This window comes from Streptomyces sp. NPDC054847, from assembly GCF_053610925.1.
In genome coordinates this window covers 1-14,638 of sequence record NZ_JBSGZJ010000151.1, presented here as the reverse complement: position 1 = coordinate 14,638, position 14,638 = coordinate 1, and the positions used below count along the sequence as shown (strand labels likewise).

At 71.9% G+C, this 14,638-nt stretch carries 13 protein-coding genes; 9 read left to right on the top strand and 4 right to left on the bottom strand.

The features are described 5' to 3' along the window. Positions 1-91 precede the first annotated feature (91 nt). Positions 92-289 (bottom strand): helix-turn-helix transcriptional regulator, encoded by a 198-nt coding sequence (locus ACWGH4_RS17290; protein WP_037774626.1) that lies wholly within the window; start codon positions 287-289, stop codon positions 92-94. Positions 290-500: 211 nt separating this feature from the next. Beyond that, complete coding sequence (locus ACWGH4_RS17285; protein WP_453461319.1) at positions 501-1,412, bottom strand: sugar phosphate isomerase/epimerase family protein; 912 nt, start codon at positions 1,410-1,412, stop codon at positions 501-503. A 131-nt stretch (positions 1,413-1,543) separates the two neighbouring features. Between ACWGH4_RS17285 and iolC the strand changes: the two genes are divergently transcribed. The 5 genes from iolC to mmsA are packed head-to-tail and all read left to right on the top strand — an operon-like array spanning position 1,544 to position 7,712. Continuing rightward, the gene (iolC, locus tag ACWGH4_RS17280) at positions 1,544-2,602 is read left to right on the top strand and encodes a 5-dehydro-2-deoxygluconokinase (RefSeq protein WP_453461316.1); all 1,059 of its coding nucleotides are present in this window, start codon (positions 1,544-1,546) and stop codon (positions 2,600-2,602) included. Continuing rightward, positions 2,599-3,483 (top strand): Cgl0159 family (beta/alpha)8-fold protein, encoded by an 885-nt coding sequence (locus ACWGH4_RS17275; protein ID WP_453461313.1) that lies wholly within the window; start codon positions 2,599-2,601, stop codon positions 3,481-3,483. The genes iolC and ACWGH4_RS17275 overlap by 4 nt, the downstream gene beginning before the upstream one ends. A gap of 16 nt (positions 3,484-3,499) precedes the next feature. Beyond that, on the top strand, positions 3,500-4,324 hold the full coding sequence (iolB, locus tag ACWGH4_RS17270; protein WP_453461310.1) for a 5-deoxy-glucuronate isomerase: 825 nt from the start codon (positions 3,500-3,502) through the stop codon (positions 4,322-4,324). Then, complete coding sequence (iolD, locus tag ACWGH4_RS17265) at positions 4,321-6,195, top strand: 3D-(3,5/4)-trihydroxycyclohexane-1,2-dione acylhydrolase (decyclizing) (RefSeq protein WP_453461307.1); 1,875 nt, start codon at positions 4,321-4,323, stop codon at positions 6,193-6,195. The genes iolB and iolD overlap by 4 nt, the downstream gene beginning before the upstream one ends. Before the next feature lie 14 nt (positions 6,196-6,209). Further along, a complete protein-coding gene (gene mmsA, locus ACWGH4_RS17260; protein ID WP_453461304.1) occupies positions 6,210-7,712 on the top strand; it encodes a CoA-acylating methylmalonate-semialdehyde dehydrogenase in 1,503 nt (500 codons plus the stop codon). Positions 7,713-7,756: 44 nt separating this feature from the next. Here mmsA and ACWGH4_RS17255 read toward each other — a convergent pair whose 3' ends face one another. Then, positions 7,757-8,122 carry a hypothetical protein gene (locus tag ACWGH4_RS17255; protein ID WP_453461301.1) on the bottom strand — a complete coding sequence of 122 codons (366 nt, stop codon included), beginning with the start codon at positions 8,120-8,122 and terminating at the stop codon, positions 7,757-7,759. Between the two features lie 88 nt (positions 8,123-8,210). On the opposite strand from ACWGH4_RS17255, the gene ACWGH4_RS17250 reads away from it, so the two are divergent. Continuing rightward, a complete protein-coding gene (locus tag ACWGH4_RS17250) occupies positions 8,211-8,816 on the top strand; it encodes a DUF4291 domain-containing protein (RefSeq protein ID WP_453461299.1) in 606 nt (201 codons plus the stop codon). On the opposite strand, the gene ACWGH4_RS17245 is transcribed toward ACWGH4_RS17250, so the two are convergent. Continuing rightward, the gene (locus ACWGH4_RS17245; protein WP_453461296.1) at positions 8,813-10,003 is read right to left on the bottom strand and encodes a S8 family peptidase; all 1,191 of its coding nucleotides are present in this window, start codon (positions 10,001-10,003) and stop codon (positions 8,813-8,815) included. The genes ACWGH4_RS17250 and ACWGH4_RS17245 overlap by 4 nt on opposite strands. A gap of 355 nt (positions 10,004-10,358) precedes the next feature. Here ACWGH4_RS17245 and ACWGH4_RS17240 point away from each other — a divergent pair, with 355 nt between their 5' ends. From ACWGH4_RS17240 to ACWGH4_RS17230, 3 genes are all read left to right on the top strand, one after another. Further along, complete coding sequence (locus tag ACWGH4_RS17240; RefSeq protein ID WP_453461293.1) at positions 10,359-13,127, top strand: alpha/beta fold hydrolase; 2,769 nt, start codon at positions 10,359-10,361, stop codon at positions 13,125-13,127. After that, entirely contained in the window at positions 13,124-14,011 is an 888-nt protein-coding gene (locus tag ACWGH4_RS17235) for an ABC transporter permease (RefSeq protein WP_453461290.1), read from the top strand. The genes ACWGH4_RS17240 and ACWGH4_RS17235 overlap by 4 nt, the downstream gene beginning before the upstream one ends. Before the next feature lie 166 nt (positions 14,012-14,177). Then, on the top strand, positions 14,178-14,638 hold a 461-nt coding region (locus ACWGH4_RS17230; protein ID WP_453461287.1), incomplete at its 3' end, for a VWA domain-containing protein.

Sequence of the window (14,638 nt, the reverse complement as noted above, 5' to 3'; positions counted from 1 at the left end):
GTTCGGATTCAGCGGAAGTGCGTGTTCGGTGGCACGGGAGCGGCCCCGCACCGTCACCGGTGCGGGGCCGAGTTCTCGCGCCGGGTGCCTCTCACTCCCTGCGGCCTCTGTTCCCGGGCCGGTTGGCCACCCAGCGGCGGACCGTGTCCGCGTACCAGTACGGCTTTCCGGCCTCCACGTGGTCGGGCGGTGGCAGCAGGCCGTGCTTGCGGTACGAGCGGACGGTGTCCGGCTGCACCTTGATGTGCGCGGCGATGTCCTTGTAGGACCAGAGCCTTCTGTCCGTCATGTGGGGCACCTCCCTGCGTGCGCAGCAGAGGCGGTCGGTATGCCGTCGGGGAAGCTGCCGCGCGGACGCTGGCGATCACTGAGCCTGTGCCCGTTGAACGATGTGGAGTGGCGGAGGGAGTGCGGCTGTTGACGGTCTGTGACATATGGCGCGCGTAATCGAGACAAGTGTGATGCGACGGCGACAACAGTGACAGATGTGATGCGGAGTTTCAGACGCCGCAGGAGCGGAGGAAACCGCGCGTGCGTTCGGCGATCGGGAACGGTTTGTCCGGCGGGCACGGGTACATGTCCTGCTCGACGATGGCGAACAGGTCGACGCCCAGCGACTGCGCGGCGGCCAGTACCGGTTCGAGGGCGGGCACCCCGGCGGGCGGCTCGCACATCACCCCACGTCCCACCGCGGGCCCGAAGGGCACCTCCTCGGCGACCACTTGGGCGAGGACCGCCGGATCCACCTGCTTGAGATGGAGGTAGCCGATCCGCTCCCCGTAGGTCTCGATGAGCTTGACGCTGTCGCCGCCGCAGTAGGCGTAGTGGCCGGTGTCCAGGCAGAGCGAGACCCGGTCGGGGTCGGTGGCGTCGAGGAAACGCGTGACGTTCTCCTCGGTGTCGATATGGGTGTCCGCGTGCGGGTGGACGACGATCCGCAGGCCGTAGCGCTCACGCACCTCGTGGCCCAGCCGCTCGGTCTGGGCCGTCAGGTCGCGCCACTGCTCCGGGGTGAGCGTGCGGTCCTCGAGCACTCGGCCCGTCTTGTCGTCGCGCCAGAAGGACGGGATCACGACCAGATGCGAAGCGCCCATCGCCTGTGTGAGCGCCGCGATGTCGGACACATGGGCCCATGTCTCGTCCCACACGGCCGGACCGCGGTGGAGCCCCGTGAAGACGGTCCCCGCCGAGACCTTGAGGCCGCGCCGCCGGGTCTCCTCAGCCAGTCGGGCCGGGTCGGTCGGCAGATAGCCGTAAGGGCCGAGCTCGATCCACTCGTAACCAGCGTCGGCCACCTCGTCCAGGAAGCGCTGCCAGGGGACCTGACGGGGATCGTCGGGGAACCACACCCCCCAGGAGTCGGGGGCCGAGCCGACCCGGATGCGGTTCAGGGCGGGGACGGATGAGGTCATGGCGGCAAGCTTTCCGGCCGCCGGAGAAAGGTGTCAAGGCTTGGTCCGAATGTAAGGACAAAATGTTGACAGGGTTCGCGGGAGAGGGCTAGACCTGAGTCACGCCGGCGGTTCGAACCGAAGGGACGCGCATGCCTCAGCCGTATGACGTGATCGCGATGGGCCGGATCGGGGTCGACCTCTATCCGCTGCGCGCCGGGGTCCCGCTGGCGCAGGTCGACACGTTCGGCAAGTTCCTCGGCGGTTCGGCGGCGAACGTCGCCGTCGCCGCGGCCAGGCTGGGCCGGCGGACCGCGCTGATCACCCGGACCGGGCAGGACGCCTTCGGTGAGTACCTGCACCAGGCGCTGCGGGAGTTCGGCGTGGACGACCGCTGGGTCACACCCGTGGACGCGTACCCGACGCCGGTCACCTTCTGCGAGATCTTCCCGCCCGACCACTTCCCCCTCTACTTCTACCGACAGCCGAAGGCCCCCGATCTGGAGATCCGCACAGGCGAGTTGGACCTGGAGCCGATCCGTGACGCACGGGTCTTCTGGGTGACCGGTACGGGGCTGTGCGCGGAGCCCAGCCGGTCGGCCACGCTCGCCGCGCTGGCGCACCGGGCCAGCGCGGGGACGACCGTGTTCGACCTCGACTGGCGGCCGATGTTCTGGCAGGACCCGGACGAGGCGCGGCCCTACTACGCGCGGGCTCTCGCCCACGCCACCGTCGCCGTCGGCAATCTCGAGGAGTGCGAGGTCGCCACCGGCGAGCACGAGCCGCTCGCCGCCGCACGCGCGCTGCTCTCCGCCGGCGTCGAACTCGCGGTCGTCAAGCAGGGCCCAAAAGGCGTGCTCGCACTGAACCGCGACGGCACCCTGGCCGAGGTCCCGCCCGTGCCGGTCGACGTCGTCAACGGCCTCGGCGCAGGTGACGCGTTCGGTGGGGCACTGTGCCACGGGCTGCTCGCCGGCCAGGAGTTGGAGCAGACGATGCGGTACGCCAACGCGGCAGGGGCGATCGTCGCGTCCCGGCTCGCCTGCTCGACGGCGATGCCGTACGCGCGGGAGGTGGAGACCGTCCTCGCGGGCGGCCCGCCACCGCCTGACCCCAGCCCGCCCCCGGCCCCGCCGGGCACGGCCCCGTCCCCGTCCGCTCCGGGCACGACCCCGCCGAAGGCCGCCCGGGCCGAGGCGGAGCCGTCGTGAGCCGGGTCGACATCGCCGAGCTCGTCGGCATCCGCACCCGCCACCCGGAAGCGGTCGCCGAAGCGGCCGTCCGCAGACGGCGTCGGCCCGCGCTCCTCGGCGACAGCGGACGGCTGATGATCATCGCCGCCGACCATCCCGCCCGCGGAGCACTCACCGTCGGCGACCGCCCCCTCGCCATGGCCAACCGCCTCGACCTGCTGGAGCGGCTCTGCCTGGCGCTGTCCCGGCCCGGCGTCGACGGCGTCCTCGCCACCGCCGACATCCTCGACGACCTGCTCCTTCTCGGCGCCCTCGACGACAAGGTCGTCATGGGCTCCATGAACCGCGGAGGACTGGCCGGCGCCGCCTTCGAACTCGACGACAGATTCACCGGGCACCGCGCGCGCGACCTCGAACGGCTCGGCTTCGACGCGGGCAAGCTGCTGCTCCGCATCGACTACGACGACCCGGCCTCCCTCGACACACTGGACGCGGCCGCCCGCGCCGTCGACGAGATGGCCGAGCGTCGGCTTCCCGTCTTCATAGAGCCGTTCATCTGTCACCGCACCGACGGCCGGCTCCGCAACGATCTCAGCGCCGAGGCCGTCACCCTGTCCATCGCCATCGCCTCCGGGCTGGCCGGCACCTCCGCGTACAGCTGGCTCAAGGTGCCCGTCACCGACGACCCCGACGACATGCGGACGGTGCTGGAGACCTCCACCCTGCCGGCGGTGCTGCTCGGCGGTGAGATAGGCGACGACCAGGACGGCACCTACGAGAAATGGCGCGGCGCGCTGCAACTGCCCACGGTGCAGGGACTGGTGGTGGGCCGCTCACTGCTCTATCCGGTCGACGGCGACGTGGCGGGCGCGGTTGACACGGCCGTCGGACTGCTCTAGGGGGTACGCACAAGGCATGGACGACAACACCAAGCAGCAGGGTCTCCACGTCCCGGCCGGCAGCGCCGCGAGCGCGCCGTACGCCCTGAGCATCGGACCCGACGAGGCGGGCTGGGAGTACTCCGCCCTCCGGGTGCTCGAACTTCCGCCGGGCGGGTCGCATCTGCTGACCGCCGGCGACAGCGAGTGGATCGTGCTGCCGCTCACCGGCGGTTGCACCGTGCACACGCAAGGCGAGATCTTTGAACTGCAGGGGCGGGAAAGCGTGTTCGGCGGAGTGAGCGACTTCGCCTATGTGCCGCGAGACGCCCATGCCCAGATCGCCTCCGGCGCGGGAGGCCGCTTCGCCCTGGCAGGAGCGAGGTGCGAGCGCCGACTCCCCGCTCGCTACGGCCCCGCGCCGGAGGTACCCGTCGAGGCCCGCGGCAGCGGCAGTCAGGCCCGCGAGGTCCACAACTTCGCCGCGGCGGACACCTTCGCATGCGACCGCCTGATCGCCGTGGAAGTGCTCACCCCGGGAGGCAACTGGTCCTCCTACCCGCCGCACAAGCACGACGAGCACCGGCCGGGAGAGGAGAGCGAACTCGAGGAGATCTACTACTTCGAGATCGACCGCGGCGGCCTCGGCTACCAGCGCGTCTCCCCGTCCCGTCCCGGCGGCGCCGACCTCCTCGCCGAGGTACGCACCGGCGACGCCGTCCTCGTGCCCGACGGCTGGCACGGCCCGTCCATCGCGGAACCGGGCCACACCATGTACTACCTCAATGTGATGGCGGGCCCCGGCGACGACCGCCAGTGGCTGATCCGCTTCCACCCCGACCGCTCGGAGGGCTACCGGTGACCACCCGACGGCTGACCACCGCCCAGGCCCTCGTCGCGTTCCTCGCCCACCAGTACACCGAGCGCGACGGCCGCCGCCACCGGCTCATCGGCGCCACCTGGGGCATCTTCGGACACGGGAACGTGGCGGGCGTCGGCCAGGCACTCCTCGAGAGCCACCAGGACATGCCCTATCTCCAGGGCCGCAACGAACAAGCCATGGTCCACGCGGCCGTCGGCCATGCCCGCCAGTCGCGCCGGCTCTCCGCGCAGGCCGTCACCACGTCCATCGGCCCCGGCGCCACCAACCTGGTCACCGGCGCCGCGCTGGCCACGATCAACCACCTCCCCGTCCTGCTGCTCCCCGGCGACACCTTCGCCACCCGGCCCGCCGACCCGGTCCTCCAGCAGCTCGAATTGCCCTACGCCGGCGACGTGTCGGTCAACGACTGCCTGCGTCCCGTCTCCCGCTGGTTCGACCGCATCGTCCGCCCGGAGGCGCTGGTGCCCGCCGCGCTCCAGGCCGTGCGGGTCCTGACCGACCCGGCGCAGACCGGCGCGGTCACGCTCGCGCTTCCGCAGGACGTGCAGGCGGAGGCGTACGACTGGCCCGAGGAGTTCTTCGCCGAGCGGACGTGGCGGATCCGCCGGCCGCGCCCCGACGCGGAGGCACTGGCGCAGGCGGCGGCCGCCGTGCGCTCCGCCCGCCGGCCGCTGCTCGTCGCGGGCGGCGGCGTGCACCACTCGGAGGCCGAGGAGGCACTGCGGGCGTTCGCCGACGCGACCGGCATCCCGGTCGCCTCGACCCAGGCGGGCAAGGGATCGCTGCCGTACGACCACCCGTGCGACATCGGCGGCATCGGTCACACCGGCACCGCCACGGCCGACGACCTGGCCCGCACCGCGGACCTGGTGATCGGCGTCGGCACGCGCTGGTCCGACTTCACCACGGCTTCCTCGACGCTGTTCCGTCATGAGACGGTCCGCTTCGTCAACCTCAACATCACCGCCTTCGACGCCCACAAGATGGCCGGCCTCTCGGTCGTCGCCGACGCGCGCGCCGGCCTCGAGGAACTCACCGCGGCGCTCGGCGACCACCGCGTCGACGCCGAACACCGGGCGCGCTACACAGCGGCGAAGGCGGCCTGGGAGGAGCGGGTCACCGCGGCCTTCACCGCCCCCGACGCCGACGCCGCCCCCACCCAGGCACAGGTCCTCGGCGCGCTCGACGCCCTGGTGACCGGCGACGACATCCTCATCAACGCGGCCGGCTCCCTCCCTGGCGACCTGCACAAACTGTGGCGCAGCCGGTCCGCCGACCAGTACCACGTCGAATACGGCTACTCCTGCATGGGCTACGAGATCCCCGCCGCCATCGGCGTCGCCATGGCGGCACCCGGCCGGCCCGTGTGGGCGCTCGTCGGAGACGGCACGTACCTCATGAACCCGACCGAGATCGTGACCGCCGTCCAGGAGGGCGTCCCGATCCGGATGGTCATCCTCCAGAACCACGGCTACGCCTCCATCGGCGGCCTCTCCGAGTCGGTGGGAGCGGAGCGCTACGGCACCGCCTACCGGCACCGGGCCGCCGACAGGACCTTCACCGGCCCGCCGCTGCCCGTCGACCTCGCCGCCAACGCCGAGTCCCTCGGGATGCGGGTGATCCGCGCCCGCAGCGTGCGTGACCTGCGTGAAGCTTTGGCCGAGGCCCGCGCGGCCGACGTGCCCACATGTGTCTACGTGGAGACCGGAACGGCAGACACTGTGTCGGGCTCGCCCGGCGCACAGGCGTGGTGGGATGTTCCTGTGGCCGAGACCGCGACCCGCCCGTCGGCGGTGAAGGCCCGTGAGGAGTACGACCGGCAGGCCGCCGCCCGACGCCGCCATCTCTGAAGGAGCTTTTCGTCATGACGAAGACCGTCAACCACTGGATCGGTGGCAAGACCGTCGAAGGTGCGTCGGGGAACTGGGGCCCGGTCACGGACCCGGCGACGGGAGCCGTCACCACCCGTGTCGCCCTCGCCTCCGCCGACGAGGTCGGCGCGGCCGTGGCCGCGGCCCGCGAGGCGTACACGACGTGGGGCACCTCGTCGCTGGCCCAGCGCACCGCGGTCCTCTTCCGCTACCGCGCCCTGCTCGACGCGCGCCGCGACGACATCGCTGCCCTGATCACCGCCGAGCACGGCAAGGTGCACTCCGACGCGCTCGGCGAGGTGGCCCGCGGCCTCGAGATCGTGGAGCTGGCCTGCGGCATCACCACCCAGCTCAAGGGTGAGCTGTCGACCCAGGTGTCCAGCCGGGTCGACGTGTCCTCGATCCGCCAGCCCCTCGGCGTCGTCGCCGGCATCACCCCCTTCAACTTCCCGGCGATGGTGCCGATGTGGATGTTCCCGCTGGCCGTCGCCTGCGGAAACACCTTCGTCCTCAAGCCGAGCGAGAAGGACCCCTCGGCCGCCAACCTGCTCGCCGAGCTGGCGGCGGAGGCCGGTCTGCCCGACGGCGTGCTGAATGTCGTGCACGGTGACAAGGTGGCCGTCGACGCGCTGCTCGCGCACCCGGACGTGGCCGCGGTCTCGTTCGTCGGCTCCACCCCCATCGCGCGCTACATCCACACCACCGCCTCCGCCAACGGCAAGCGCGTCCAGGCGCTGGGCGGTGCCAAGAACCACATGCTCGTGCTGCCGGACGCCGACCTCGACGCCGCCGCCGACGCCGCGGTGTCGGCGGCATACGGCTCGGCGGGCGAGCGCTGCATGGCGATCTCCGCGGTCGTCGCCGTCGGCGCGATCGGTGACGAGCTGGTGGACAAGATCCGCGAGCGGGCCGAGAAGATCAAGATCGGTCCGGGCGACGACCCGACCTCCGAGATGGGCCCGCTGATCACGGCCGCCCACCGCGACAAGGTCGCCTCCTATGTCACGGGCGCGGCCGCCCAGGGCGCGGAGGTCGTCCTCGACGGCACCGGCTACACGGTCGACGGCTACGAGGACGGCCACTGGATCGGGCTGTCCCTGCTCGACAAGGTCTCCACGGACTCCGACGCCTACCGCGACGAGATCTTCGGCCCGGTGCTCTGCGTGCTGCGCGCGGAGACCTACGAGGACGGCGTGGCGCTGATCAACGCCTCGCCGTTCGGCAACGGCACCGCGATCTTCACGCGCGACGGCGGCGCGGCCCGCCGCTTCCAGCTGGAGATCGAGGCCGGCATGGTCGGCGTGAACGTGCCGATCCCCGTGCCGGTGGGCTACCACTCCTTCGGTGGCTGGAAGGACTCGCTCTTCGGCGACCACCACATCTACGGCAACGACGGCGTGCACTTCTACACCCGCGGCAAGGTCGTCACCACCCGCTGGCCCGACCCGGCGGACGCCCCGGCGGGTGTGGACCTGGGCTTCCCGCGCAACCACTGACACGCGTGCGACGCGGCCCGTGCGGATCCCGCGCGGGCCGCGTCTCAGTACCGGTCGTCCAACGCGAGGACGACGGCCCGCAGTTCACGCGCGGCGCGACGGGGAAGGGCCAGCACGGCGCCCTCGAGCATGTCGCGGGCGCGGAGGGGATCACCGCAGCAGAGCCACTCGGTGCAGCCGCTCTCGTCGTCCTGCCACAGTCGCCGGTCGGGCCGGCCGACGAAGCCCCGCCACAGCGCGAGGGACTCGCCGACGGCGCCGGTCCACAGATGGTTGCGGGTCTCCTCGATGCGCACGATCTCGTACAGCGTGCGCCGCGAGATGCCCGAGATCGGCCGCGCCCGGTTCTTCCGGCACCGCTCCCGCACCCGCTGCTCGGCACGAACGTGCCCCGGCCGCCTACGCGGCACGACCTCCGAAGGTGTTCATGTTCATGGGCGTGAGCCTAGGGCGTAATCCGTTGGCCCGGCAAAGAGGTTCGGGCGCACGCTGGGCACCATGAACGACGAACCGCGCTACCGCATACGCGCCCGGTACACCGACGACACCGTCACCGTCTACCAGGCGTACCACCCCGCCATCGGCGTGCCCGCCGCCCGCGACGGGCGGTTCCCGGCGGCGTGGAAGCGGGAGCGGATGACGTGGATCAAGCCGTCGTTCCTGTGGATGATGTACCGCTGCGGCTGGGCGACCAAGGCCGACCAGGAGACCGTGCTCGCCGTCGAGATCCGGCGGGACGGCTTCGAATGGGCGCTGCGCAACGCCTGCCTGTCGCACTGGCAGGCCGGTGTGCACGAAAGCCGGGCGGCGTGGAAGCGGGAGCTGCGGCGGGCGCCGGCGCGTGTGCAGTGGGACCCGGAGCGGGATCTCGGGCTGAACGCGCTGCCCCATCGGTCGCTGCAGCTGGGACTCGGCGGCGAGGCGGCAGGCCGCTACGCGGACGAGTGGACGGTGGGCATCACCGACGTGACCCCGCTCGCCCACGAGGCGCACCGGCTTGTGCGCGAAGGGGACCGGGAGGGGGCGGCACTGCTGCTGCCCGAGGAACGGCCGTATCCGGCGGACACGGGGCTCCTCGGGCATCTGGTGCCCTCCGCGGGCTAGAACAGCGAGTGGAGCAGCTTGTTCGGGGAACCGGTCAGCGGGCTCTGGACCTTGCCCGTCGTCGCGTTGTTCACCAGGGCGTCCCGGACCTGCGCCGGGGTGGCCGTCGGGTTGGCCGAGAGGTAGAGAGCGGCCACGCCCGCGGTGTGCGGGGTCGCCATCGACGTGCCCGAGATGGTGCTGGTGGCGGTGTCGCTGTCCTTCCAGGCCGAGGTGATGTCCACGCCGGGCGCGAACAGGTCGAGGCACGTTCCGTAGTTGGAGAACGATGCCCTGCGGTCGGAGCTGTCCGTCGCGCCGACCGTGATCGCCTCGGGGACGCGGGCGGGCGAGTAGTTGCACGCGTTCGCCGGGATGCCCAGGATCGGCAGGCCGTTGCCCGCCGCGACGGAGTAGCTGACGCCGGAGGCGATCGACTTCTTCACCGCGTCGTCCAGCGACGCGCTCGCGCTGCCGCCGAGGCTCATGTTGGCCACGGCCGGCTTCTTGGCGTTGGCGGTCACCCAGTCGATGCCGGCGATGACGCCGGCGGTGGTGCCGGAGCCCTGGCAGTCGAGGACGCGTACGGCGATGAGGTTGACGCTCTTGGCGACCCCGTAGTTCTTGCCGCCGACCGTGCCGGCGACGTGGGTGCCGTGTCCCTGACAGTCCTGGCCGTTCTGGCCGCCGCCCACCGTGTCCGTGCCGATGCTCGCGCGCCCGCCGAACTCGCTGTGGGAGGTCCGGATGCCGGTGTCGATGATGTAGGCGTTCACGTTCGACGCCGGGGTGTTGTAGGTGTACGTCTTCGACAGCGGCAGGTTCCGCTGGTCGATGCGGTCGATGCCCCATGTAGCGTTCGGCTGCGTGTCGTTCAGCCGGACCGTGGAGTTCTGCTCGACGTAGGCGACCCGGGGGTCGGCCGCGAGCGCCTTGGCCTTCGAGGCGGGCATCGCGGCGGAGAAGCCCGACAGGACGTTGTTGTAGGTGTGCTTCGGTGCGACGCCGAGGTCGGCGGCGCGGGTCGTGCCGTCCTTGAGGACGACGATCCAGCTGTTGTCGACGGCAGTTGCAGTGGGAGCGAGACGAAGATCGCCGATGGACGCGCTGTGCGCGGTGGGGGATACGGCGAACTGGAGACCGGTCGCGGCGGCGGCGGCTGATATCAGCGCCCCGGCGCGACGGGCAGTTGCTCTCATCTCGTGCACCTGACCTTTCGTTGACCGGTTGTTACGGGCAAGTACGGGCGTGCATGGTGCCAGGACGTGCGGTTGCGAGAGCCAGGGTCCCGTGGTGTGACCTACGACACAAGGGCGCGACTGATGAGTAACTGGCCGGATAAATACCCCTTCTGAAGGGGGTTCAGTACGTGTGGATCTTGTGTGCCCGCCGTCACGAGTCCGGAATGTCCGGTGTGCGGGGTCGCCGCCGTTCCCGGCCCCACAGACCCGCGCCGTACCGCGTCCGGTGTACGAAGACGGCAGCGCGTACTACTTCAGGAGGCGCACCGGTTCCACCCGGCGGCAGCCGACGGCGGACCGCCGTGCGCTTAGGGTTTCCACCATGGAGATCCGACTTCCCCGGCCGCGGGGCCGCTGGTTCGCGGGCGTCGCCGCCTTCGCCGTGCTCGCCGGCGCCGGCACGTGGACCGCCGTCGCCGACGACGCCGCGCCCGCCGTGCACCGCGAGGACCGGGTGCACAGCATGCCCGGAGCGAAGATCGACACCTCGTACTTCACCAGCGGCGGCGACGAGCGACGGCCCGCCGTCCTGCTCGGGCACGGCTTCGGCGGCAGCAAGGAAGACGTCCGCGCACAGGCCGAAAAGCTGGCCCGCGACGGGTACGCCGTACTGACCTGGTCGGCCCGCGGCTTCGGCCGCTCCACCGGGCAGATCGGGCTCAACGACCCGGACCGCGAGGTCAAGGACGTCTCCCGGCTGATCGACTGGCTGGCGAAGCGGCCGGAGGTGACGCTGGACGCCGACGGCGACCCGCGCGTCGGCATGAGCGGCTCCTCGTACGGCGGCGCGATCTCCCTGCTCGGCGCCGCCCACGACCGCCGGGTCGACGCGATTGCACCCCAGATCACCTACTGGAACCTCGCGGACGCCCTGTTCCCCGACGGCGTCTTCAAGAAGCTGTGGGCCGGGATCTTCTTCTCCACCGGCTCCGCCGCCTCCCTGGACACGGCGCCCGGTAGCGGCCAGGTCCGGCCCGACACCCCCGAGGAGCCGCCCGCGGGCGAGGCCCCGGCCGGCCGGGACCAGGCAGCCGACGCACCCGGCGGGGCCGCCGCACCCGCCCCCGCGAACCCGGCCGGATGCGGACCCTTCGAGCCGACCCTGTGCGCGATGTACGAGCGGGTCGCCGTGGCGGGCCGGCCCGACGGGGAGGCGCGCGAGCTCCTCGAGAGTCGCAGCCCCTCCGCGGTCGGCGACCGCATCAAAACGCCCGCGCTGATCGTGCAAGGTCAGTCCGACTCGCTGTTCCCGCTCTCGCACGCCGACACCATGGCGAAGACGATCCGTGCCAACGGCGCACCCGTCGCCGTCGACTGGATCGCCGGCGGCCACGACGGCGGCGACCGGGAGACCGGCCGCGTCGAGGGCCGCATCGGCGACTGGTTCGACCGGTACCTGAAGCAGGACAAGAGCGTGGACACCGGTCCCGCCTTCCGCGTCAGCCGCACCGGCGGCGTCGACTCCACCGACGGCCAGGCGCTGCTGCGCGGAGCGACCGGCCCCGCCTACCCCGGCCTGACCGACGGCACCCGGCAGTTCGCGCTCACCGGCCGCGAGCAGCGGTTCTCCAACCCGGCGGGCGGCACCCCGCCCGCCATCTCCGCCGTCCCCGGCCTCAGCGGCGGCGCCGGCGCGCTGTCCTCCCTGGGCATCGGACTGTCCCTCGACTTCCCCGGCCAGTTCGCGAGCTTCGCGTCGAAGCCGCTCGACACATCCGTCCGGATCACCGGTTCGCCCACGGTCCGGGTGAAGGTGGCCTCGGACAGCGGCGAGGCCGTCCTGTTCGGCAAGGTCTACGACGTCGGACCGGACGGCAGGCAGCAGGTGCTGCCCTCTCAGCTCGTCGCCCCCGTACGGGTCGACGACGCGAAGGCCGGCAAGGAGGTACGGCTGACCCTGCCGGCCGTCGACCACGAGGTCGACGCCGGGCACCGGCTGCGTCTCGTGCTGTCGGCGACCGACCTCGGCTACGCGTCCCCGGCCGCCCCCGCCACCTACACCGTCTCCCTCGCCGGGGATCTCACGGTGCCCACCGCGCCCGCCGTGAAGACGCAGGCGGCCGGCCTGCCGTGGTGGGTGTGGGCGATGCCCGCCGCGGGCGCGGTCGTGGCAGCGGCGCTGCTGCTCACCGCCCGCCGCCGCGCCCTCGCACCGCCCCCCGACGCGGAACGCGCCGACGTGCCGCTGGAGATCACCGGCCTGTCCAAGAAGTACTCCCGCTCCGCCGACCGGTACGCCGTGCGGGACCTGTCCTTCCGCGTCGAGAAGGGCCAGGTGCTCGGCCTCCTCGGCCCCAACGGCGCCGGCAAGACCACCACGCTGCGGATGCTCATGGGCCTGATCCGGCCCGACGAGGGCGAGATCAGGGTCTTCGGCCACGCGATCAGGCCGGGCGCGCCCGTCCTCTCCCGTGTCGGCGCGTTCGTCGAGGGTGCCGGATTCCTGCCGCACCTGTCGGGGCGCGACAACCTGGAGCTGTACTGGCAGGCCACCGGCCGGCCCGCGGCCGACGCGCACATCGAGGAGGCACTGGAGATCGCCGGCCTCGGCGACGCTCTGGCCCGCGCGGTGCGCACCTACTCCCAGGGCATGCGCCAGCGGCTCGCCATCGCGCAGGCCATGCTCGGCATGCCGGATCTGCTCATCCTCGACGAGCCGACCAACGGGCTCGACCCGCCGCAGATCCGCGAGATGCGGGACGTGATGATCCGCTACGCCGAGGGCGGACGGACCGTCATCGTCTCCAGCCACCTCCTCTCCGAGGTGGAGCAGTCCTGCACCCACCTGGTGGTCATGGACCGCGGCCGGCTCGTGCAGGCCGGGCCGGTGGCGGAGATCACCGGCGAGAGCGACACCCTGCTCGTCACCGTCGACGGCGAGGTGCCGGAGCCGCTCGTCGAGAAGATCGCCGCTCTGCCCGGGATCGGTTCCGCGGTCCGCGCCGGCGACGGACTGCTCGTACGGCTCGACGGAGCGACCGCCACCGAGATGATCACCGAACTGGTGCGCCTGGACGTGCCCCTGACGGGCGTGGGCCCGCACCGCCGCCTGGAGGACGCGTTCCTCACCCTGATCGGAGGTTCCGCATGAGCGCGCCCGTGGAGACCGGCACGACGAGGCCCGTGCCCGTCGGGTCCGCGCCCGGCTACCGTGCCCGCCGCACGCTGCCGCTGCGGGTCGAGGCGATGCGGCAGCTGAAGCGACGGCGGACGCTGGTGATGGCCGGGGTGCTGGGCGCGCTGCCGCTCGTCCTGATCGCGGCCTTCGCGATCGGCGGCACACCGGACGGCCGGGACAACGGCCGGATCACGCTGATGGACACCGCCACGGCGTCCGGCGCGAACTTCGCTGCCACCTGCCTGTTCGTGTCGGCCGGCTTCCTTCTCGTGGTGCCGGTGGCGCTGTTCCACGGCGACACCGTCGCGTCGGAGGCCAACTGGTCGTCCCTGCGCTATCTGCTGGCCGCACCGGTACCGCGCACCAGACTGCTGTGGTCCAAGCTGGCCGTGGCGCTGGGCTTCAGCGCGGCGGCGATGGTGCTGCTGCCGCTGGTGGGCCTGGTCTCCGGGACCGTCGCCTACGGCTGGGGACCGCTGGAGCTGCCCACCGGCGGATCGCTGGCGGCCGCCGACACGCTGGCACGGATCAGCCTGGTCGTGGCGTTCGTGTTCGTCTCCCAACTGGTGACCGCCGGGCTGGCGTTCTGGCTCTCCACGAAGACCGACGCCCCGCTGGGCGCGGTCGGCGGAGCCGTGGGCCTGACCATCGTCGGCAATGTGCTCGACGCCGTCACCGCGCTGGGCGGCTGGCGCGAAGTCCTCCCCGCCCACTGGCAGTTCGCCTGGATCGACGCCCTTCAGCCGCAGCTGGAGTGGAGCGGCATGCTCAAGGGCTCCGCCGTCTCCGTCACGTACGCGCTGGTCCTGTTCGCGCTCGCGTTCCGCAACTTCGCCCGCAAGGACATCGTCTCGTAGGGGCGATACGGGGCGTAGTGGGCAAAAGGCTCGGCCCGTTGCCGCATTGAGACTCTTCCGCAACTCTGCCGACGGCTCCCGCCAGCCCTCTCGGACGTCACATTCACAAGTGCCGACGACACGAGGGGGAGTCCGGATGACATTCCGAACAGCGACGCGTACGAGGTTGGGCAAGGCGGTACTGGCGGCCGCCCTGGCCGGCGGTGTGCTCTTCACCGCGGGCTGCAGCGGCTCGGAGAACCTGGCGACCGACTCCTCGGAGGGGTACGCGCCGGCGCCGGACGGCGCGCCGGCTCCCCTCGTACCGGACGGCGGCAAGGGCGGGCCTGACCGTGACACGCCGGGTGAGGAGAAGCGGGACATCGCGCCGCCCGCCGACTACCTCTCGACATTCGCGCTCGACGTGGACACCGCCTCGTACGACTACGCGCGCCGCCTGCTCAAGGAGGGCGGGGCGCCGGGCCGGCACCAGGTCCGGCCAGAGGAGTTCATCAACAGCTTCCGGCAGGACTATCCCCGGCCCAAGGGCGACGGGTTCACCGTGACGGTCGACGGCGCCCGGCCGGGCGGCGGCGCCGGCGGCGGTGAGGGTGAGATCAAGCCCTGTCTCTTATACACATCTGACGC

Excerpts from the sequence above, each read along its gene's own strand:
- ACWGH4_RS17235 (WP_453461290.1), top strand. The coding sequence starts at position 13,124 with ATGAGCGCGCCCGTGGAGACCGGCACGACGAGGCCCGTGCCCGTCGGG.
- iolC (WP_453461316.1), top strand. The coding sequence starts at position 1,544 with ATGCCTCAGCCGTATGACGTGATCGCGATGGGCCGGATCGGGGTCGAC.
- ACWGH4_RS17240 (WP_453461293.1), top strand. The coding sequence starts at position 10,359 with ATGGAGATCCGACTTCCCCGGCCGCGGGGCCGCTGGTTCGCGGGCGTC.
- ACWGH4_RS17285 (WP_453461319.1), bottom strand. The coding sequence starts at position 1,412 with ATGACCTCATCCGTCCCCGCCCTGAACCGCATCCGGGTCGGCTCGGCC.
- ACWGH4_RS17250 (WP_453461299.1), top strand. The coding sequence starts at position 8,211 with ATGAACGACGAACCGCGCTACCGCATACGCGCCCGGTACACCGACGAC.
- ACWGH4_RS17290 (WP_037774626.1), bottom strand. The coding sequence starts at position 289 with ATGACGGACAGAAGGCTCTGGTCCTACAAGGACATCGCCGCGCACATC.
- iolB (WP_453461310.1), top strand. The coding sequence starts at position 3,500 with ATGGACGACAACACCAAGCAGCAGGGTCTCCACGTCCCGGCCGGCAGC.
- mmsA (WP_453461304.1), top strand. The coding sequence starts at position 6,210 with ATGACGAAGACCGTCAACCACTGGATCGGTGGCAAGACCGTCGAAGGT.